Origin of the sequence: Gilliamella sp. App4-10 (assembly GCF_001690495.1) — a bacterium.
GTDB lineage: Bacteria > Pseudomonadota > Gammaproteobacteria > Enterobacterales > Orbaceae > Gilliamella > Gilliamella apicola_G.
The window spans coordinates 12,081-34,631 of sequence record NZ_LZGS01000048.1; the positions used below are offsets into that span (position 1 = coordinate 12,081).

General features: G+C 37.5%; 18 protein-coding genes. 5 read left to right on the plus strand and 13 right to left on the minus strand.

Going from position 1 to position 22,551, the window contains the following annotated elements; genetic code table 11:
* Positions 1 to 406: 406 nt before the first annotated feature.
* Together A9G23_RS10160 and gltB are read right to left on the minus strand one after the other, a co-directional pair.
* Entirely contained in the window at positions 407 to 1,819 is a 1,413-nt protein-coding gene (locus A9G23_RS10160) for an FAD-dependent oxidoreductase (protein WP_065587503.1), read from the minus strand.
* Between the two features lie 16 nt (positions 1,820 to 1,835).
* Positions 1,836 to 6,290, minus strand: coding sequence for a glutamate synthase large subunit (gene gltB / locus A9G23_RS10165; RefSeq protein WP_065587504.1), 4,455 nt, complete (start codon positions 6,288 to 6,290; stop codon positions 1,836 to 1,838).
* Positions 6,291 to 6,666: 376 nt separating this feature from the next.
* On the opposite strand from gltB, the gene A9G23_RS10170 reads away from it, so the two are divergent.
* Positions 6,667 to 7,848, plus strand: a complete 1,182-nt coding sequence (locus tag A9G23_RS10170; RefSeq protein ID WP_065587505.1) for an NAD(P)/FAD-dependent oxidoreductase — start codon at positions 6,667 to 6,669, stop codon at positions 7,846 to 7,848.
* Between the two features lie 22 nt (positions 7,849 to 7,870).
* Here A9G23_RS10170 and A9G23_RS10175 read toward each other — a convergent pair whose 3' ends face one another.
* Positions 7,871 to 9,310, minus strand: coding sequence for a sigma 54-interacting transcriptional regulator (locus tag A9G23_RS10175; protein ID WP_141669954.1), 1,440 nt, complete (start codon positions 9,308 to 9,310; stop codon positions 7,871 to 7,873).
* A gap of 258 nt (positions 9,311 to 9,568) precedes the next feature.
* Here A9G23_RS10175 and lysA point away from each other — a divergent pair, with 258 nt between their 5' ends.
* From lysA to A9G23_RS10195, 4 genes are read left to right on the plus strand one after another with little or no spacing between them, the layout of a single operon-like run.
* Positions 9,569 to 10,966, plus strand: a complete 1,398-nt coding sequence (gene lysA, locus A9G23_RS10180) for a diaminopimelate decarboxylase (protein ID WP_065587507.1) — start codon at positions 9,569 to 9,571, stop codon at positions 10,964 to 10,966.
* Between the two features lie 53 nt (positions 10,967 to 11,019).
* A complete protein-coding gene (locus tag A9G23_RS10185; protein ID WP_065587508.1) occupies positions 11,020 to 12,426 on the plus strand; it encodes an APC family permease in 1,407 nt (468 codons plus the stop codon).
* 25 nt (positions 12,427 to 12,451) lie between these two features.
* On the plus strand, positions 12,452 to 13,558 hold the full coding sequence (locus A9G23_RS10190) for an alanine/ornithine racemase family PLP-dependent enzyme (protein ID WP_065587509.1): 1,107 nt from the start codon (positions 12,452 to 12,454) through the stop codon (positions 13,556 to 13,558).
* Positions 13,559 to 13,612: 54 nt separating this feature from the next.
* Positions 13,613 to 15,019: an amino acid permease gene (locus A9G23_RS10195; RefSeq protein WP_065587510.1), complete on the plus strand. Its 1,407-nt coding sequence runs from the start codon at positions 13,613 to 13,615 to the stop codon at positions 15,017 to 15,019.
* A 131-nt stretch (positions 15,020 to 15,150) separates the two neighbouring features.
* On the opposite strand, the gene A9G23_RS10200 is transcribed toward A9G23_RS10195, so the two are convergent.
* From A9G23_RS10200 to murQ, 10 genes are all read right to left on the minus strand, one after another.
* Positions 15,151 to 15,753 carry a MarC family protein gene (locus A9G23_RS10200; RefSeq protein ID WP_065587511.1) on the minus strand — a complete coding sequence of 201 codons (603 nt, stop codon included), beginning with the start codon at positions 15,751 to 15,753 and terminating at the stop codon, positions 15,151 to 15,153.
* A 145-nt stretch (positions 15,754 to 15,898) separates the two neighbouring features.
* Positions 15,899 to 16,249 carry a 50S ribosomal protein L19 gene (gene rplS, locus A9G23_RS10205; RefSeq protein ID WP_034913735.1) on the minus strand — a complete coding sequence of 117 codons (351 nt, stop codon included), beginning with the start codon at positions 16,247 to 16,249 and terminating at the stop codon, positions 15,899 to 15,901.
* Positions 16,250 to 16,280: 31 nt separating this feature from the next.
* Positions 16,281 to 17,033: a tRNA (guanosine(37)-N1)-methyltransferase TrmD gene (trmD, locus tag A9G23_RS10210; RefSeq protein ID WP_065587512.1), complete on the minus strand. Its 753-nt coding sequence runs from the start codon at positions 17,031 to 17,033 to the stop codon at positions 16,281 to 16,283.
* 16 nt (positions 17,034 to 17,049) lie between these two features.
* On the minus strand, positions 17,050 to 17,577 hold the full coding sequence (rimM, locus tag A9G23_RS10215; RefSeq protein ID WP_255306911.1) for a ribosome maturation factor RimM: 528 nt from the start codon (positions 17,575 to 17,577) through the stop codon (positions 17,050 to 17,052).
* A gap of 26 nt (positions 17,578 to 17,603) precedes the next feature.
* Positions 17,604 to 17,852, minus strand: coding sequence for a 30S ribosomal protein S16 (gene rpsP, locus A9G23_RS10220; RefSeq protein WP_065587514.1), 249 nt, complete (start codon positions 17,850 to 17,852; stop codon positions 17,604 to 17,606).
* 270 nt (positions 17,853 to 18,122) lie between these two features.
* Positions 18,123 to 18,497 (minus strand): DUF956 family protein, encoded by a 375-nt coding sequence (locus A9G23_RS10225; RefSeq protein WP_065587515.1) that lies wholly within the window; start codon positions 18,495 to 18,497, stop codon positions 18,123 to 18,125.
* Positions 18,498 to 18,656: 159 nt separating this feature from the next.
* Entirely contained in the window at positions 18,657 to 19,568 is a 912-nt protein-coding gene (locus tag A9G23_RS10230) for a PTS system mannose/fructose/sorbose family transporter subunit IID (RefSeq protein WP_065587516.1), read from the minus strand.
* A gap of 16 nt (positions 19,569 to 19,584) precedes the next feature.
* Entirely contained in the window at positions 19,585 to 20,385 is an 801-nt protein-coding gene (locus A9G23_RS10235) for a PTS mannose/fructose/sorbose transporter subunit IIC (protein WP_065587517.1), read from the minus strand.
* A gap of 17 nt (positions 20,386 to 20,402) precedes the next feature.
* Positions 20,403 to 21,377, minus strand: a complete 975-nt coding sequence (locus A9G23_RS10240; RefSeq protein WP_065587518.1) for a mannose/fructose/sorbose PTS transporter subunit IIA — start codon at positions 21,375 to 21,377, stop codon at positions 20,403 to 20,405.
* A 141-nt stretch (positions 21,378 to 21,518) separates the two neighbouring features.
* Positions 21,519 to 22,436 carry an N-acetylmuramic acid 6-phosphate etherase gene (murQ, locus tag A9G23_RS10245; RefSeq protein WP_065587606.1) on the minus strand — a complete coding sequence of 306 codons (918 nt, stop codon included), beginning with the start codon at positions 22,434 to 22,436 and terminating at the stop codon, positions 21,519 to 21,521.
* Positions 22,437 to 22,551: the final 115 nt, after the last annotated feature.

Here is a 22,551-nt window from a genome sequence, read left to right on the forward strand (position 1 = left end):
TTGATGTTAATCACATTAACAAAAGCTTTTCCCCCTTCAGATAAAAAATAAAAATCCTCTATATTAAAAATTAATTTTTATATTTAAACACATAGCCATCTGAATTGAGAGATTTTTTAGGTTTTAACTAAAAGCTAAATCGTAGCTACTTTATTATTCCTATTATGGATGATACGAGTAGCATGAGTTTATAAATTCTTTAACTTCGATGTCATCAGAATGGTTGTTTTTTAATATATATCAAAATGATATAAACTAAACTTTAGAATAAAACAATTACCTATCTGAAAATTTTAAACAAAATAATGATTATTATTGAAGATTTGGATAAAAATACAATAAATAGAACCATAAAGAACCATTTAAAACAAGTGGTTCTTTATGGTTAACTTAAAATTATATAAGATTAAACTTCTAAATAATCCAAGATGCCTTCTGCCGCTTTGCGCCCTTCACTAATCGCTGTTACCACTAAATCTGACCCCCGAACGGCATCGCCACCAGCAAAGATTTTAGCATTACTAGTTTGGTAACCGTTAGCTTCTGGTGCAATGATTCGACCTTGTGCATCAAAATTAACACCTTGTTCTTCCAGCCACGGCATAGCATGTGGCTTAAACCCAAATGCCATCAAGACTGCATCGGCCGGTAGGACAAATTCTGAACCTTCAATTATGACTGGTGAACGTCGGCCTTTTGTATCGGGCTCTCCAAGCTTGGTTCGGACCATTTTTACGCCCGTGACTTGCCCAGCGCTGTTAATTTCAATGCTTAGTGGTTGTACATTAAATTGAAACTGTGCACCTTCTTCTTTGGCGTTTTTTACTTCTCGCTTTGAGCCAGGCATATTGGCTTCGTCCCGGCGATAAGCACAAGTGACTTCGGTAGCACCTTGACGAATCGAAGTTCGGACACAGTCCATTGCGGTATCACCACCACCTAGCACAACCACACGTTTATTTTTCATGTCAATGTAAGGCGTATCTTGAGTTTGTTGATGTTGCATGAGGTGTTTGGTATTGGCGATTAAAAATGGCAGTGCATCGTAAACACCGTTAGCATCTTCGTTCTCAAGGCCTGCTCGCATTGATTGATAAGTACCTGCACCAACAAATATGGCATCAAATTCATTGATTAAGTCGGTTAATTGCACGGTTTTGCCCACTTCAGTATTTAGCCTAAATTCAATGCCCATTTCGGTAAATATGCGACGTCGGTTAATGAGTACTTCTTTGTCTAATTTGAAAGCGGGGATACCAAATGTCAGTAATCCGCCAATTTCAGGGTGGCGGTCAAATACTACAGGTGTTACACCATTGCGGACTAAGACATCAGCACAGGCAAGGCCTGCTGGGCCTGCGCCAATAATGGCGACTTTTAACCCTGTTTGTTCGACATTCGATAGGTTGGGTTTCCATCCCATTTTAAAGGCTTCATCAGTAATATAACGTTCAATATTTCCAATGGTAACCGCTCCAAATTCGGCATTTAAGGTGCAAGAGCCTTCACAAAGGCGATCTTGTGGACAGACTCGACCACAAACTTCGGGCAGGCTATTGGTTTGGTGCGAGAGTTCTACCGCTTCTAGAATTTTACCTTCGTTAACTAGTTTTAACCAATTGGGAATATAGTTATGTACCGGGCAGCGCCATTCACAATAAGGGTTACCACAAGCCAGACAACGATCGGCTTGTGCTTGTGATTGCGAGGCAGAAAAGCCCTCATAAATTTCAACAAATTCAATTTTGCGGATGTTTAACGATTTTTTAGGCGGATCAACACGTTGTAAATCGATAAACTGATAAACATTTTGACTCATTTTCGTGTTCTCCTTACTATGCTTGAACGCGCAGTTCTGCCGATGAGCGACTGCGGTGTCCAAGTAATGCTTTGACATCACTGGATTTTGGTTTGACTAGGACAAACTGTTTAGCAAAATCGTTCCAATTAGCCAAAATATTTTCGGCTCGTGATGAGTGGGTTAGTTGAGCATGTTCCATAATTAAACCGCGAAGGTGTTCTTCGTGAATGGCGTAATTTGCGACGTTTAGCATTTCGACCAGCTCTTTATTGATGCGTTTGTGTAGTTCGCCATCTTCATCTAAGATATAAGCAAACCCACCTGTCATGCCAGCACCGAAGTTAACCCCCGTTTTTCCAAGTATACAAACAATACCGCCTGTCATATATTCACATCCATTATCACCAATGCCTTCAACAACGCTGATGGCGCCGGAATTACGTACGGCAAAACGTTCACCTGCTCGGCCTGCGGCAAATAATTTGCCACCTGTTGCGCCATATAAGCAGGTGTTGCCCGCGATGGTCGCTTCATGACTTAAAAATGCCGAGCCTTGCGGTGGGCGAATGACAATGCGACCACCAGCCATGCCTTTACCAACATAGTCGTTGGCATCGCCAGTTAGGGTTAGATCTACGCCACCGGCATTCCATACACCAAAACTTTGCCCCGCCGTGCCGTTGAAGTTTAGCGAGATCGGATCGGTGACTAAGCCTTGATTGCCATATTTTTGGGCAATATAGCCTGATAGGCTTGTGCCAACCGAGCGATCGGTGTTTTGAATGTCAAAATAGAAGCTTTTGCTTTGACGGTTATCAACAAATTGTTGTGCTTGCGTAATAATCTCTTTATTCAGTACCCCTTTATCAAATGGTTTGTTATCTTCTATGCAGTAAACCGGTTTGCCTTCGAGTGGGGTGGCGGTTTTTAGCAGTCCAGATAGATCCAGTTTTTGTTGTTTCGCTGTGATGCCATCAAGTTCTAATAATAAATCAGTCCGTCCGATTAAATCGACAATTCGACCTACGCCTAGTTCTGCCATCACTTCTCGTGTATTACGTGCAATAAAGCGGAAATAGTTCATGGCTTTTTCAGGCAGGCCATGATAGTGCTCGCCACGTAATTTTTCATCTTGTGTTGCAACACCTGTTGCACAGTTATTAAGGTGACAAATACGAAGATATTTACAACCCAAGGCGACCATTGGCCCGGTTCCAAATCCAAAGCTTTCCGCCCCTAAAATGGCTGCTTTGACAATATCGGTACCGGTTTTTAATCCACCGTCAACTTGTAGACGGATTTTGTGACGTAACCCATTGGCGACTAACGATTGTTGTGTTTCAACCAGACCAAGCTCCCAAGGTGAACCGGCATATTTGACCGATGTTAATGGGCTAGCACCGGTTCCCCCGTCATAGCCAGAAATAGTGATGAGGTCAGCATAAGCTTTAGCAACACCGGTTGCAATGGTTCCAACTCCCGGCTCAGATACTAATTTTACTGAAATCATGGCATTAGGGTTAATCTGTTTAAGATCAAAAATAAGTTGTGCCAAGTCCTCAATTGAATAGATATCGTGATGAGGTGGTGGTGAAATCAATGTAATACCCGGCACCGAAAAACGTAATTTTGCTATATACGGTGTGACTTTATCACCGGGTAGCTGACCGCCTTCACCCGGTTTTGCACCTTGTGCAACTTTAATTTGGATAACATCAGCACTCATTAAGTAACTTGGCGTTACGCCAAAACGGCCTGATGCAACTTGTTTTATGCGTGAAACTTTTATGGTGTTGTAGCGAGCTGGATCTTCACCGCCTTCACCAGAGTTTGAAAAACCACCGAGAGTATTCATGGCTTCGGCAAGCGATTCGTGTGCTTCAGGGCTCAGCGCGCCAATTGACATGGCGGCTGAGTCAAAGCGTTTGAATAGCGATTCTTCCGGTTCGACTTGTTCCAGTGGAATAGCTGCATCTTTAGGGGGATTGAGCTTTAATAAATCACGTAATGTGGCAATAGGGCGATTATTGACGATATCAGCATAACGTTTGTAATCGTCATAATTGCCATTATTGACTGCTTGTTGTAGTGACTGTACCACATCAGGGTTATAAGCATGATATTCGCCACCATGAACAAATTTAAGTAATCCGCCTTGTTCTAATGGTTTTCTTTTTAACCATGCACTTTTCGATAGGTTAAATTGGTCTTGTGCAAAATCATCAAAATTCGCACCACTGATACGGCTAGTGACACCTTGAAAACAAAGTTCAACCACATCTTTATGTAATCCAACTGCTTCGAACAGTTTTGAGCAGCGGTAAGAGGCAACGGTTGATATCCCCATTTTAGACATGATTTTATATAGGCCTTTGTTAATTCCATTGCGGTAATTAAGAATTGCTTCACGATAAGATTTATTTATCGTGCCATTATCGACCATTTGACCTAAGGTTTCATAGGCCAAATAAGGGTAAATTGCTGTTGCTCCAAAACCAAGGAGTACTGCAAATTGATGTGGATCACGACAACTTGCCGTTTCAACAATGATATTGGCATCACAACGTAAATTCTTTTCAACTAAGCGTTGCTGAACAGCCCCAACAGCCATTGGTGCCGGAATTGGCAAGCGATCGGCCGCGATATTTTTATCTGATAAAATCAGTAAGACTGTACCACTGCGAACTTTTGCTTCGGCATCACCACATAATTGTTCAATGGCATCGTGCAAGCTACCGTCGATTTCATAAGTGATATCTAAAGCTTCTGATTTGTAATAACGTGATTCTAACGCGGTTAATTGCTTAAAATCTGAATAAACCAAAACTGGGGATTTGAACGCAACACGATGAGCTTGACCTTCTGCTTCGGCAAATACATTCATTTCTCGGCCGATGCTGGTTGAAAGCGACATAACGTGTGCTTCACGTAGTGGATCGATAGGTGGATTTGTGACCTGCGCAAATTTTTGGCGGAAATAATCATAAATTAAACGAGGTCTACTTGATAATACAGCAAAGGGGGTATCATCACCCATTGAACCGGTGGCTTCTTGACCGTTTTCACCAAGTACACGAATGCACTGGTCAAGTTCTTCAGCGCTATAACCAAACTGTTTCTGATAAGTGGCAAGTAACGTATCATCGTAATTGCGTGAACCAATGTTATCATCAGGTAGGTTTTCAAATGGGATTAGCTGTTTAACATTTTTTGCCATCCATTCTTTATAAGGATGACGTTTTTGTAAATCGTTGTCTGTTTCAGCCGATTGTAAAATGCGACCTTTTTCGGTATCGATAACTAACAATTCACCTGGACCAACACGACCTTTTGTGACGACTTCATCAGGTTGGTAGTCCCAAATACCAATTTCAGAAGCGCAGGTAATAAGTTTGTCTGTCGTTATCACATAACGTGCAGGCCGTAATCCATTACGGTCTAAATTACATGCCGCATAACGTCCATCTGACATCACAATACCAGCAGGCCCATCCCAAGGCTCCATATGCATTGAGTTGAAATCGAAAAAGGCACGCAGGTCTTCGTTCATGTCAGGATTATTTTGCCAAGCAGGGGGGACAAGCAGGCGCATCGCTCGTACAATATCCATTCCACCAACAAGGAATAGCTCTAGCATGTTATCTAATGAACTCGAATCGGATCCAGTGACATTAACAAACGGTGCGGCATCTTGTAAGTCTGGAATGAGTGGCGTTTTAAATTTGTATGAGCGCGCTTTTGCCCATTGGCGGTTACCTTCGATGGTATTGATTTCACCATTATGGGCCAGATGCCGAAAAGGTTGCGCTAATGGCCAACGTGGCACGGTATTAGTTGAGAACCGTTGATGAAATAAACAAATAGCCGTTTCCATGCGAATATCGGCTAAATCTAAATAGAATCGAGGTAAATCTTTAGGCATACATAAGCCTTTATAGATGTTGACCTGATTGGAGAAGCTACAAACATAAAATGTATCGTCTTTCACCCGTTTTTCAATTCGACGACGTACCATATACAAGCGACGTTCTAAATCGATTTTAGTCCAACCAGCAGGTGCATTAACAAAGACTTGTTCGATTTTGGGTAATGAAGATAAAGCAATTTCACCAAGTACGCTTTTATCAATGGGTACTTCACGCCAACCTAAAATAGATAAGGTTTCATTGGCTAACTCTTCTTCGACAATATCGCGGCTAGCTTGTGCTTCGGTTTCATCTTGGCTTAAAAATAACATACCAACGGCATAATTAGTTGCTAAACGCCAGCCAGCATCTTGAGCTACTAATTTAAAAAATCGATCGGGTTTTTGCAATAAAAGACCACAACCGTCACCAGTTTTGCCATCAGATAAAATAGCGCCACGGTGTTGCATTCTGGCTAAGCCGTGAATTGCAGTACGCACCACTTTATGACTTGGTTGTCCTTCAATGTGAGCAATTAATCCAAATCCGCAGTTATCTTTTTCATGATGCTGGTTATATAACATATCATTGCCTCTAATTCATCGCTTTTATAAGTTAAGAAGGGATAGGCTTTAATCCTATATTAAAAGTGAAGTTAATTAAAAATCAGTTTTTGGTCAAATAAATATTACTTATAAGTCAATCTTCTAATAACTTATATGGTAGTTATTAATGAAGCTAATAATGGTATATTCAATAATAATATTTAAGTTTTTATAAGTTCAACCTACATTTTTACAATTAGATGTAATATTTTTTATATAGGTTATTTTTCTATTTTTGATAAAAAATTTATTAAATTATGTATTTAGGCATAAAATATGTAGCTTGATCCAATCACTATGAGTGACAATTGTATACTGTTATAATTTGTTATCTTTTATTTTTAATCTATCAATAATGAAAACTAAAATTACAATTGTAGGTGCTGGCGCCGCCGGACTTTTTTGTGCAGGTTTACTCGGACAAAAAGGGTACGATGTTACCGTGATTGATAATGGTAAAAAACGAGGACGTAAAATCTTAATGTCTGGTGGGGGGAAATGTAATTTTACTAACTTAACGGTTGAATCGTGTAATTATATTTCTGGCAATCCGCATTTTTGTAAATCGGCTTTAAAACGATTTAGCCAGTGGGATTTTATTCAATTAGTGAATCACTATCGTATTGCCTATCACGAAAAAGATCATGGAAAGTTATTTTGCGATAATTCAGCGCAAGATATTGTTGATATGTTATTAAACGAGTGTCAAAAAGGCCATGTTAATTTTATGATGCAAACCCAAGTTGAAGATATTAATACTAATGGGCTAGGATTTAAATTACACACTTCACGGGGCATTATTAATAGTGAAAATCTTATTATTGCAACCGGTGGTTTATCTATGCCAGCTCTCGGTATGACTTCAATTGGTTATAAAATTGCCGAAAAATTTGCTATTCCCGTTGTGCCTGTAAAAGCTGGACTTGTTCCGTTTACGTTGCATAAACCTTTACTTGATGTGTTATCAACCTTGTCTGGTATTGCAGTACCAGTTGAAGTATCTAATGAAAGAATCAGCTTCAAAGAAAATTTATTATTTACTCACCGAGGGCTTTCAGGACCTGCTATTTTGCAGATATCGAGTTATTGGCAAGCAGGTTCGCCAATTACAATCAATTTATTACCGGACTTAACCTTTGAATCATCGTTTAAACTATTATTAGAAAAAAATCGTAATCAAACTATAAAAAATTGCTTAGCACAGATTTTACCGAAAAGGCTAATTGAAGTATTAATACAACTGAAGTTGATAAATGACATAACGGTTAAGCAGCTAAATCCTAAACAACAGCAAGACTTGTATAATACTTTAACACACTGGTGCATTACTCCAAATGGGACAGAAGGTTATCGTACTGCCGAGGTAACTCTCGGTGGTGTAAGTACTGATGCGCTATCATCCAAAACTATGGCTGTTAAAACGCACTCCAACCTCTATTTTATTGGTGAGGTTGTTGATGTGTCAGGATGGTTAGGTGGTTATAATTTTCAATGGGCATGGAGCAGTGCATTTGCATGCGCTCAAGCGTTTAATTGATAATTCTTTAATGATGAAGAAGTTAATCATCAATTACCCCCATATGAATATGATGCTTTTTGACCTTATATTGTAACGTAGTGCGTGAAATATTTAATCGTTTTGCCGCTGTGATAATTTTGCCATTAGCTTGATTTAATGCATCAATAATAAGTTGCCGTTCATAGCTCTCAACTTGTTCAGTTAAGTTGTTTTCATGAGTAGATGTATTGATAGGTGTTTTATCAGGCTTATGAGCCTCATTGTCTTGAGAAAATGAACTGTTAAGCTCAAAAAGCTCTTCGTCAAGGGTAATATGTTGTAATTCACCTGATTTATTTTGTAATACCATGCTTCTGACAATTGCATTTTCAAGCATACGCACATTACCTGGCCAAGGGGATGACATTAATTGTTGTAGTGCATGTTCACTGATACCACTAATTGCGACATTGACATCGTTTTTATGTTTATCAATAAAATAACGTGCTAAAACGGGAATATCTTCTGTTCTGTCACGTAAAGCGGGCAGTTTAATTAAACCAACATTTAATCGAAAAAACAAATCACTTCTCATTTTACCTGTTTTTAAGAGTTCTGTTGGTGGTTCATTCATGGCAGCAACAATACGGACATTAGAATGCATTTCTTTATTACCGCCTAATTGCCAATAGGTTTTTTCTTGTAGAAATCGTAATAATTTACTCTGCATTTCAAGTGGCATCGCATTTAATTCATCAAGAAATAAAGTGCCGCCGTTAGCGAGTTCTAAATAACCCTGACGGTTCTCAGCATCCGTAAATGCGCCTTTGACCGTACCGAATAGAGTACTTTCAATCAATGTAGTCGGTAACGCACCACAGTTGAGAGAGATGAACGCTTTGTCACGGCGTTGACTTGTTTGGTGGATTAAACGTGCAAATAGCTCTTTACCTGTCCCTGTTTCGCCTACAATTAACACTGGAACATCATTGCGCCCTAACATATTGGTTTGATCAATAACTTTCTGCATTTTTTCCGAAACAAAAACAATATCGGGTAATGGTTGCTCTTTATTATGATATAACTTACTGTTTAGTTTCAAAACTTGATCTTGTAGGTGTCGAACAGTAGATAGATTTCGACCTATTTCAATTGCACCAATGATCTCTTTTTTCTCATTATAAAGCGGAACGGTGGTATGCAAGTAATCAACCACCTTGCCAACATGATTATAATAAGATTGGTAGTTATCTTGATATTCTTTACCGAGTTGCAAGGCCTGCAACATCGTACTGTCTTCCTTTTTTAAATTAGGATAAACCTCAAGCATTGGTTTGCCAATTGCTTGTTCCTTTGGGTAGCCATCAAGTTCTTCGCTTTCCTGATTATAATAAATATAATTGCCTTTTTTATCGATGATAGCTATTGGTTGATGGATTAAATCAAAAAAATGTTTAAATATTTCCAATGCTTGTAATAATTCAGGATCAATGGTCATGATATTAGTACCTTTTAAGATTTGGATTATTTGCTAAATTTAGTCAAATTTAATTTAAACCCTTTCAACAATCATATAAAAATGACAAATTTTTGTCATAAAAACGTATTTTATACTAAATGACTAAATTTTCACTTGTGCTGTTTTTATTAAAGTATTGATTATTTGTGTTTATTAAGTTGGCATGCTGATTGCACTGTATATGTGAGAAACCATTTTTTATTTTTTGTACTTTTTATGTACTAATCAACTGGAGGTCATATGTCCGACACAATTATGTCAAATTATAACAAATTACGCACAGATCTTGTAACTAAAGATCGCCGTTTCAGTGCTGAAAACGGTAAATTATGTCTAGATGGCGTTAATTTAGAAGAGTTAGCAAAAAAATATCCGACTCCTTTTTATGTGTTTTCTGAAAAAGAAATTGATCGTAATGTACAAGAAATTAAAGATGCATTTAAGGCTCATCCGAATACAAAAATTTTCTATGCTTCAAAAACTTGTTCTGTAATGGGCGTGCTTAAAGCCATTAAAGATGCTGGTATTTATGCGGAAGCAAACTCTATGTTTGAAGTACGTAAATGTTTAGAAATCGGCTTTAGTGGTAGCCAAATAGTGTTCAATGGAGTGGTTAAAAAACCGGTGGATTTAGAGTTTGCTATCCAAAATGATCTGTATATTATTAACGTAGATAGCTTATACGAACTTGATATAATTGATGAAATTTCGAGGCGCTTGAAAAAAGTGGCAAATGTGTGTGTGCGCGTTGAGCCAAATGTACCATCAGCGACTCATGCAGAATTAGTAACCGCTTATCATGCTAAATCAGGTATTGATTTAGAACAAGCAGAAGAGACTTGCCGTCGAATTCTGGATATGCCTTATGTACATTTACGTGGTTTACATATGCATGTTGGGGATCAAGTGCCCGAAGCAGAACCTTTTGCAAAGGCAACTAAAGTATTAGTTGATGAATCACGTCGTTTAGAAGAAGTACTTGGCATTAAATTTGATTTAATCAATGTTGGTGGTGGGATTCCTGTTCCATATAAATATGACGAAGAAAATGGTAATCCATTGCAAGATAATATGTATGCAGGCATAACCGCACAAGACTTTGCTGATGCAGTGATTAGCGAAGTACACAAATGGCGCACCGATGTTGAAATTTGTATTGAACCTGGTCGTAAAGTAACTGGTTCAGCGGGAGTGCTTGTAACCGAAGTTGCCTGTGAAAAACGTAAAACCAATTACGATTTAGACGGAAACATTGAAGAGCATGTTGAATGGAAATTTGTTGATGCAGGTTATAGCGTTTTATCTGATAGTCAGCATTTTGATTGGTTCTTCTATGTTTATAATGCTTCAAGAATCAATGAAGCACATGACGAATATATTAAGCTAGCAGGGCCTTTATGTGATGGGGGCGACTATTATCATGTTGGTGTGAAAGGTGAAGAGTTCTTAATGCCAAAAGACACGCAAGTTGGTGATATTGTTGCTTTCTTAGATGCAGGTGCTTACACCATTGAAAGCCAAACAGTCTATAACAATCGTCCTCGCACATCGGTTGTCATGATCGATAAAAACGGCAAAGATAGATTAATTCGTCGTGAAGATACTTACGAAGATATGGTTGGATATGACATATATTAATCATCAATTATCTGGGGCATTTTATGCTCCAGATATTATAATACGAGGTTATTATGAGTGATTCTAAAGATTCAAGTTTACTTGGTATCAAAGACATTGTGTTTATGAATGTCATTGCGATACTAAGTTTACGTCAGATTCCCAATGTTGCTCCATATGGGGCGTCAGCAATGGTACTTTGGCTACTTGCTGCATTTTGTCTATTTTTCCCATTAGCGATGGTTTGTGGTGAGCTTTCAACTGGCTGGCCAAAAGATGGTGGGATTTTTGTATGGGTGAAAGAGGCTTTTGGTAAACGCATTGGTTGGATTGTTGTAGTATGTTTCTTGTTTTCATGTGTGCTATTTTTCCCGTTAATGTTGCAATTTGGTTTTACGGCAATTGGGTACATGTTTAGTGCCGAGTTAGCTCAGAATCAAGTATTTATTGGTGTAGGATCTATGGTGGTATTCTGGATTTTGACACTGATGAATATCAAAGGAATGCAATGGACTAAGATTATTAATAGTGTTAGTGCATGGCTTGGTGTATTTATTCCTGCTGCTATTATTATTGTCTTAGCTATCGTGTGGTTGTTGACGGGGCATCCTATGGCGACAAGCTATAGTCATGTCAGTGATTGGTTACCCGATTTAAGTAACTGGGATACTATTGTATTTTTATCAAGCATGATGTTTGCTTTTGCTGGGCTTGAAGTGGCACCGATGATCGCTGGACGTACACGTGATCCACAACGTGATTTTCCTAAAGCTATGGCAGTGTCGGCAATTGTGATTGTGGGTATCTATATGATTGGTACTTGGGCAATTAATACTTTATTACCAGCAGCCGATACTGATATTGTAGCGGGTGTTATGCAGGCGATGGAAGCCGCAGCTAAAGAATTACATATGCCTTGGTTATTACCTGTTATGGCTATTTGTCTATTTTTTGGTGCGTTAGGTCAAATTAACTCATGGTTAGTTGGTCCAATTTATATGTTACAAGAAGCATCAAAAGAAGATAATTTACTTGGCGAACGTATTGGGCGCTTACACCCAGTGTATAAAACGCCGGCCTTTGCATTAATTATTCAAGCCATTATTGTAACTGTACTTTGTTTTTCAACCTTTGTGTCACCAAGTATTGCTGCAGCATATTGGATGTTAACCGCATTAACGACAATCTGTTATTTTATTCCGTACTTGGTAATGTTTATTGCTTATTATCGTTTACGTATTACTCAACCGGATGTACCGCGTAGCTTTAAAATTCCAGGTAAAGTGATGCCAATTGTATTACCAGCACTTGGGTTCTTATCTACTCTATTTGCTGTGATATTAGTGTTTATTCCACCTGCACAAATTGATATGGGGGGATATGTTGAGTATATTGCTAAAATTGTTGGTGGGGCAGTACTTGCCATTGGTTTAGCTGAATGGATCTATTATCGAGCACAAAAACGTAATCGTTTGCAGTAGTAATAATATATAGAGGGGTAAAATTATGTACAAACCTATATTAGAAATTGATTTACGTAAATTAAGAAACAATGCTCGTGTTGAAAAAGATTTATTAGCTAAACACGGTATTGAAGTTATGGCAGTTAACAAAGTCTTTGATGGTTGCGTTGAAACGGCTAAAGCAGTACTTGAAGGTGGGATTGATGTGATTGCTGAGTCAAGAACTTATAATCTCAAGAAATTAAAAGATGCTTTAGGTTGTAAAACCTGCTTATTACGCAGTCCTTGTTTAAGCGAGATCAGCGATGTTGTTAAATATGCTGATATTAGTTTAAACAGCGAAAAAGCAGTAATTCAAGCACTTTCTGATGAAGCGGTTAAACAACAAAAAGTTCATCAAGTTTTATTAATGGTTGATATGGGGGATTTACGAGAAGGGATTTGGTTTGAACATATTGAGGAAATTATTGATATGGTAAAACTCATTCTTTCTTTACCAGGTGTTGAGCTCTATGGACTTGGCACTAACTTTAACTGCTATGGTACGGTGCTGCCAACGGTTAAAAATGGAGTAGACTTTTTAAATATAGCGCGTAAAGTAGAGCAGTCTTGTAATATTAAGATAAAATATTTATCGGCCGGTAATTGTACTAGTTACCACTTATTGGACAAAAGTATTTGGCCAGAGGGATTGAATCATTTGAGAATTGGTGGTTTACACGAGTTTGGTATTGAATATGTGGATATGAAATATCTTGACGAATTTCATCATTCAAATAAACCTGTTGATAAGGCATGTAGTAATATGTATAAATTATATGCGCAAATCATTGAACTCAATAGCAAACCGACAGTGCCTGTTGGTGAGTTAGGTGTAGATGCATTTTTAAATAGTAAAACCTTTGTTGATCATGGTATACGTAAACGAGCCTTGCTGGCTTTTGGGCGTCAAGATGTGCCAGCCGAAAATTGTATACCTATCAATGATGATATTACTATATTGGGACAAACTAGTGATCATACGTTGGTCGACATTGAAGATGTTGCTCAAACCCTTTGTGTTGGCGATATGATTGGATTTGAGCTCGATTACACTGCCTTGCTAATGGCTTGTCAAACTAATGGTGTAGAAAAACGGTTTATTTATTAATTTGTGTTAGCTGCTGGGCAACCAGCAGTTTTTATTAATTACTAGGCGGTTTATATGACAACATCTGAATCACAAGAAAGCCCTTATCCCAGCAGTAACTTAAAGAAAAACTTAAAAAATCGTCATTTGTTGATGATTTCATTAGGTGGTTCAATTGGGACCGGATTATTTATTGGTATTGCAGCTCCACTGAGCATCGTTGGACCATTAGGAACCATTATTGCTTATTTAATGGCGGGAAGCATAATGCTTTCAACTATGCTATGTTTAGGAGAACTTTCTTGTGCATTTCCTCATGCTGGTTCATTTCAACACTATGCGTTGATGTTTATTCCAAATCCAATTTGGAGTTATACCATAGGTTGGCTATATTGGCTAAGTTGGGTATTGTCTATGGCTGCAGATTTAACTGCCGCCGCAATGATTGCTCACCAAGCCTTTCCTTCAATTCCTATTTATCTTTTTAGTTTGTTAATTTTAATTGTTATCACTTCAGTACATTTAACTTCTGTTCGTGCATTTGGCGAAAGTGAGTACTGGTTTTCAACCATAAAAGTACTCGCGATTATTGCTTTTATTGGGGTAGGAATTTATTTACTTTATCATCAGTATACCGAAACTCATGTTTTACCAACATTCAAAACAGAAAATGGCTGGTTTCCTAATGGCTTTTTAGCCATATTTGTGTGTATGACTATCGTGACTTACTCATTTCAAGGAGTTGAATTAATTGGTAATGCAGCTGGCGAAGCGCAATCTCCACAGTCAGTGTTACCCAAAATTATTACTGGTGTGGCTTTCCGTATTATTCTATTTTATATCCTAGCTATTGCTGTATTAGCTCTCGTTTACCCGTATGGAACAATGCATTCTGAAATTAGTCCATTTGTGTGGGTATTTAATAAAGCGGGAATTACATTTGCTTCGTATGCGATGCTTTTTGTGATCTTTTGTGCAGCAATATCAGCAACTAATTCAGCCATTTATGCCAGTTCAAGAATGCTATGGTCTATGGCGCAAGATAATTTAGCTCCAAAATACTTTTCCGAAGTCAATCAACGAGGCGTGCCTACAAAAGGTATTTTATTTATTGCAGTTATTGCGTTAGTTTCATTATTTTCGAAATATATTGCCGCTGAAAAATTGTATATTTATTTAGTAGCAGGAACCGGACAAGTAGGCTGTTTTGCATGGATTATTATTGCTTTGTGTCAGTATCGATTCCGCAAGGGTGTAAATAGGGGTAAATATCCCAAAGAAATGATAAAGTTTAAATCCCCACTCTTTCCTTGGCTTGCATCTGTTTCTATTATTGTTAATATTTTGATTATTATTGGGGTTTGGTTTGGTGAGTCGGGTCATTTTATTTTCATCTCAGAAGTAGTTTTAGTGATAATTATTCTAGTTTCTTATTTTTTCTATAAAAAACGCAATCCTGCAATAACAATTACTTTGGATTAATTTTATTGTCTCAACTATTTGTAACCACCTAATGAATCAGTTTAGGTGATTACATTTGGTTTTATTTTTATCTCAAATCGTTAATGTAATTACTTGCTACAATTCTGATGAAATGCTTTCCATTATATTTGTTATTTTAAAAAAGCCGATACCCCCGTAAAAACTACTTGTGCGGCAATGGCTGATATCAGTAACCCAGTTAGTTTTGATAAAATAGCAATACCGGTGTTTTTTAAAACTTTCGCAATACTTTTTGCACATAACAACATAATATAAATACCCATTGATGCAACGAATAATGAAATCGCACCAATCATATTCGGTATAATGCCAATTGAGCTTGTTCCCATAACAATTATAGTACCGATGGAAGCAGGCCCCATACACAGTGGAATTGCTAGTGGGACAACACTAATATCATCATCGCTACTAATTTTGTTTTTTTCTGGCGAATCATTCATTAGCGACACCGCAGTGATAAATAATAATGCTCCCGAACCAATTCGAAATGCATCAAGGGTAAAACCAAAAACGCTAAACATGGTATTGCCAAAAAAGAATAGAACAATACCGATGATAAATACCGCACATGATGTTTTTAGGGCTATTTTGCGCCTAAGTTGTTCATCATATTGTCTTGTGCCACTTAAAAATGCACTCAAAACCGCAGGCGGTGTCATTAATGCAAACAATTTTACTGTTGTAGACAAAATTGCAAAAATATAGTCAACCATTGCACCACCTTTTACATTATTAAAAAAATTGCTTTAATTTTGCTAACCATTATTGTTGGATTGAAATTATATTTTTTATATATAAAAACGGTCACCACAAAGGTGACCATCTTAATCTGATATTTTTATTGATAATCAATAAAAATTAGTTAAGGCGCTCTTTGATACGAGCCGCTTTACCACGAAGTTCGCGTAAGTAGTAAAGTTTAGCTTGACGTACTTGACCACGACGTTTCACAGTAATTGAATCAACAATTGGTGAGTGAGTCTGGAATACTCGTTCTACACCTTCGCCATTCGAAATTTTACGTACTGTAAATGCAGAGTGTAAACCACGATTACGAATTCCAATGACAACACCTTCATAAGCTTGAAGACGTTTTTTATTACCTTCAACAACCCATACTTTTACTTCAACCGTGTCACCAGGGCGAAAAGACGGGATGTCTTTCTTCATTTGTTCTTGTTCTAATTGCTGAATAATTGCATTTTTCATAATATTATCTCTTACTAGTTATACTGAAATATTAATTGCCTTGTTTGTCACTGTATTCACGTTTAAATTCAGCGAGTAAACATTGCTCTTCATCAGTCAGAGCTAGATTTGCAAGAAGATCTTCTCTTCTTAACCAAGTTCGTCCTAGTGATTGTTTTAATCGCCAGCGACGAATCGCTTCATGGTGACCAGACATTAATACGTCAGGCACCGCCATTCCATCTAACACCTCAGGCCGAGTATAGTGTGGACAGTCAAGTAAACCGTTAGCAAAAGAGTCCTCTTGTGCCGATGATTGGTGATTTAACACGCCAGGAATAAACCTTGCTAATGCATCAATCATGGTCATCGCCGGTAATTCACCGCCACTTAATACGTAATCCCCAATTGACCATTCTTCATCAATTTCAGTTTGGATAACGCGTTCATCTATGCCTTCGTATCGTCCACAAATCAAAATTAATTTTTGCTTTTGTGACAATTCGCAAACACCTTGTTGGTTTAATTTGCGCCCTTGTGGGGAAAGATAGATCACTTTTGTATCGTTACCAGCCACTGCTTTTGCTGCATGAATTGCATCTTTAAGTGGTTGTGCCATCATTAACATGCCAGGTCCACCACCATAAGGTCTGTCATCGACAGTCTTATGCTTATCATGCGCAAAGTCGCGCGGGTTCCAATATTCTACTGTTAACAGTCCGCTTTTAACGGCTCGACCAGTTACGCCATAACAGGTAATAGCTTGAAACATTTCGGGAAAAAGGCTAATTACGCCAATCCACATAGTTTTACCTTACCAATTAAAAAGCTGGATCCCAATCGACTACAATCATTTTTGTTGTTAAATCAACTTGTTTTATAAATTGATCATCAACAAAAGGGATTAAACGTTCTGTTGCACCAAATGCATCTTTTAGATTTGCTTTTACCACTAATACATCATTTGAACCGGTTTCCATCAAATCTGTTACCTGTCCTAAATCATAACCGTTAATTGTTTTTACTCGGCAGCCAATGAGATCCTTCCAATAATAATCACCATTGTTAAGTGATGGTAATTGCTCTGCATCAACAAATATTTCGATATTGGTTAATGCAATTGCTTGATCACGATCATCAATACCTTTAAGTTTCACAATCATATCATGATTATGCGGTTTAAAGCTTTCTACGATTACTTCTTGCCATTTTCCTGCACGTTGGATATACCAAGGTGTGTAATCAAAAATGCTATCTGGAAATTCTGTAAACGAAAAAATCCTGAGCCATCCGCGAATGCCGTAGCTTGAACCAAGTTTACCAACAATAATAAGATTCTCAGTATTCATCATTACAGTGACTTTTAATGACTAAATTAAGCAACTTTTTGTGCTTGTCTGATTAGTGCATTAACACGATCAGAAACAGTTGCACCTAAACCAACCCAATGATTTACGCGATCAAGATCTAAGCGTAATTCTTCCGCTTTACCTTGTGCAATTGGATTAAAAAAGCCAACGCGCTCAATAAAACGACCATCACGTGGGTTACGGCTATCAGTGACAACTACTTGATAAAAAGGGCGCTTTTTAGAGCCACCACGAGCTAAACGAATAGTTACCATAACATCCTCTTAAATTAAAAAATAATCTTTTTTCTGCCCAACATGGACAAAATCAAAGCCCCAGAATTATACTCTTTCTAGTAAAAAGTGCAATGACTGTTTGTTAGCGATGCGATGTAATATTGTTTGTTTTAAGCTAAATTAGAAAAGAATGGATAAAAATAATACTGGCTATGATTTATTTAATTTAAGTGTAAACCAACAGATATTATAAAACAGGTGGTTTAATTTGATACTTAATTTATTCATCATTAGGATTGTGTGGTAATACTAATTTTTGTTCTTTTTTGGCAAAAAAGCGCGTTTTAATACGTCAAAGAAACCTAGTGATCTGACCATTTTTTGCCTGTCAACGTAACCCCGAATCGCTTTTAACGTTTTTTTAGGTTCTTTAGATGCAAAGGTAAAAGTACCATTTCTTTTAGTTTGGATTGAATAACGCGGTATCCATCTACCACCAAATAGTACAGATGCTATCACATAATCGACCTCATCCCATGGAATTTGGATATATTTGCGAGGATCATGTTGATGATAAAACTCGAATGCTTTATCGCCAATCATAATTTGTCCATATTCGGTAAAAGTGGTAAAAAATGTGGCTTTAACGGTTAGGTCTATTTTTGTGTTTAATGATTGGACCATTTATGTGACTTCCATATTAAAAAATAGGGCTAATATAATTGTTTTTTATGATTTGATAAGCCATAAAATTGCTAATTGTTTTTGCAAAAATTATTAATAATAAAAGCATAATTTAATTTATAAATTATGCTTTTATTATATTTTATTTAACGCTTGAAATTATAAAAGACCAATGACATGTCCTGCAATACCCACTATAAATAAACCAACGATAATTAAAATTGGTGATACTTTTTTACGTAATAACCACATACAGAAAAATGTTAGTAGTAGTGGCATTAGCCCAGGTATCAATTGATCTAAGTTATTTTGTAAAGTGGTGACTTTTTCTTGAGTGAGTGATAGCCCACTTTGCATCTCAATGAGTGCTTTTTGAATACCTTCAGCACCTATTGGTAAGGTATTCCAATCAATAAATGCACCATTGTCTAGTTTGACGGAAGATACGACAGGTTGAAATTTTATTGATACCCACCGTTGTACTAGCGCTGCAAGGACAAACATCCCTAAAATAGAAGCGCCTTTGGTGATTTTTTGTAGTAATCCTCCTGATAAATTATCGGTGATTTTAGAACCAGTACGATACCCAAATTCTTGGGTATACCACATAAAACTCCAACGAATAATATTCCATAGTAAAAAGAATAAAATAGGTCCCATAATGTTACCACTAAGTGCAAGTGAAGCACCAAGCGCACCGAGCATTGGGCGCACGGTAAACCAAAATACAGGATCACCCACACCAGCTAATGGTCCCATCATACCGACCTTTACCCCTTGAATTGCCACATCATCGACAGCTGCACCATTTGCTCGTTCTTCTTCAAGCGCTAGTGTTACACCTAGTACTGGAGAAGCTAAATAAGGGTGAGTATTAAAAAATTCTAAATGACGTTTAAGCGCTGCAGAGCGATCTTCCTTGGTAGTATATAATTTTTTGATAGCAGGGATCATTGAATAAACCCAACCACCATTTTGCATACGTTCATAATTCCAAGATCCTTGGAGGAAAGTCGAACGCCAAGCAACGGCTAAACGATCTTTTTTGCTTAATTGAATTCTATCAGTCATTTTTTTCTCCAAGTTTCTAGTAATCATTTAAAATATCATCAAGAGGATCGCCTTTGTCTCCTCCATTTGAAGAATTACCACGTTCAGAAAGGCTAAGGTAAATTAATGCTAATGCGATGCCTAAAGCACCGAGTGCAATGAGAGTTAATTGCGATATTGCAGCAACAACAAAACCAATAATGAAAAATGGCCATACTTCACGGTTAGCCATCATATTAATCACCATCGCATACCCCACAGCAACAACCATACCCCCACCAATTGCCATGCCTGTTGTTAACCATTCAGGCATTGCATTTAATGTTTCTTTAACTGTTTCAGCTGGAATGAACAGTAAAGCAGCTGCGGGAAAAGCGATACGTAAACCTTGTAAACAGATACCTAAAATTTGTAACCATTCAATTTTTCGAATATTGCCTTCTTTTGCTGCAGCATCCATCATGTGTACTAAAGGAACAGCAATAGTTCGCACAATCATGGTTAAGAATAACCCAGCAACAGCAAGTGGAATAGCAACCGCTATGGCTGTTGATACGCCAGCTACACCTTGACCACCTAATACTAAAATAATGGATGAGGCAACAGCTGCCAGTGCAGCATCAGGAGCTACCGCCGCACCGATATTGGCCCAGCCCAAAGCAATCATTTGTAACGAGCCACCCAGTACAACGCCTGCTTCTAAGTTACCGGTGACAAGTCCAATCAAAGAGCAAGCCACTAATGGTTGGTGGAATTGAAACTGATCTAAAATACCTTCCATACCAGCTAGGAAGGCAATAACTATCACTAAAATAATAGCAATAATTGATAATGCCATAATATAACCCTCTTAAATTAATTATTTTTCTCAGCTAATTCTTCTTTCGCTTTTTTCAATAATTCGTCCATATTGCTGTTAGAATCATTAGGTACTTTGCGAACATCAAATTTCACGTTTTTGGCTTTTAATTTTTCAAATGTTTCAACATCATCAGCATTCATTGATAACACTTTATTTACCATGACTTTACCAACGGAATGCGCCATTGAGCCAATATTAAGGACATTAATATCGACACCACCGTCTATGGTTCGTAGAACATCTTGTGGGTTTTCAAATAAAAGTAAAGCTTTGGTATTACCAAAACGTGGATCGCGTGAAACTTCGATAATTTTTTTAATTGGAACAACATTTGCTTTTACGCCAGGCGGCGCAGCTTCTTGGATGAGTTTTTTTCTTAAGTCATCTTTTGCAACTGAATCAGAAACAACAATAATACGGTTAGGGTTGGTTGATTTTGTCCATGCTGTTGCAACTTGGCCATGTAATAGGCGCGAATCTACACGAGCTAACACGATTTTCATTTTACCATTACCAAGGACTTTTCCTTCTGAGATAGTACTTGAAGTCTTAGCATTAGCAGAGGATTTTGTCGGTATTTTGACGGTTGTTCTTACGCCCTCTTTGCCTGGTTCAATAATTGCTGCAGCAATTTCTTTCGCAGTTTCCATTGAAAAGCGAGAAGAATAAGCTTCAATTAACATAGGTAAATTCAAACCAGCAACAATAGCCCAATTTCCATGTTCTTCACATAAATTGTTAGCCTGATTAAATGGCGTGCCACCCCATAAATCCACTAAAAACAATATTTCTTCTTGATTATCAAATGTTGCTATTGCTTCAAGCATTCTTTCTTTTAAACTTTCAGGGCTGTCACTTGGATGCAAGGTAACTGCTTTAACATTTTCTTGTTCTCCAAATATCATTGTTCCTGATTGTAAAATACCTTCTGCAAACTCACCATGAGTTGTTAGGATAATACCAACCATACAACTACCTCCTAATTTTTATATTAATTTCATAATATAAAGTATATAAATTAAAAATATTTAGTTATTTTACAACGCAAAATAAGCTAAGAATATGTACTCATCACAATTTGATCAAAAACTTAAATTTTCTATTGTTTATTAAAGCAAAGTTAGTTCATGTTGTAGTGCTTGACGAATGAAACCATGTTCTTTTTTAAGTTTATGTTCGGCTTGCTCTGCATTTAAACCTGAAAGAATCATCAAAATAGCAGTTTTACAATGCTTGTTACTCTCTGCTAATGTGGCAATGGCTTTTTCTCGACTGCAATCGGTGGCTTGCATAACAATGGATATTTGCCGTTCAATAAGTTTAGCGTTGGTAGCTTCTACGTCAACCATTAAATTACTATAGACTTTACCAATTTTGATCATGCTTGCAGTGGTTAACATGTTGAGCACTAATTTTTGGGCCGTACCTGCTTTCATTCTTGATGAGCCAGTAATTACTTCTGCACCAACAATCGGGGTAATGGCGATATTGGCTAAATTAATCATTGGTGCTGTAGGGTTACAGCATAAGCTAATTATTGTTGCTCCAATTGATTTAGCATATTGCATACCACCTATTACATAAGGTGTGCGTCCACTAGCAGCAATGCCAACTAAAATGTCGTTTGAGCTAAAATTGATGTTTTTCAGGTCATGAACAGCCAATTCAGGGTTATCTTCGGCATTTTCAACCGCCTTGAAAATAGCAGGCTGTCCCCCAGCAATTAAGCCAATGACTTGTTCAGTTGGCGTGCCATAAGTAGGTGGGCATTCACTTGCATCTAAAATACCTAGACGACCAGAAGTGCCAGCACCAAGATAAATTAATCGACCTTGATTTGAAAATCCTTGGCTAATTGCATCAACAGCTTTTGCTATGTTTACTAGCTCTTTTTCAACAGCGAGTGCAACTTGTTTATCTTCACGATTGATGATTTGAAGTATTTCTAATGTTGAACAGCTATCAATCTTTTCGCTGTTTGAATTGCGACTTTCGGTTAACATTCCCAATAGATTAATTTTCTGCATTTTTCTTAATCCTAACCATAACAAAAATATCACTATAGCAGATAAACCACCAAAGCCAACACTTAGGGTAATCGTTAATGTATAAAACTCTAGCATTATTTTTACCGCTGTACAT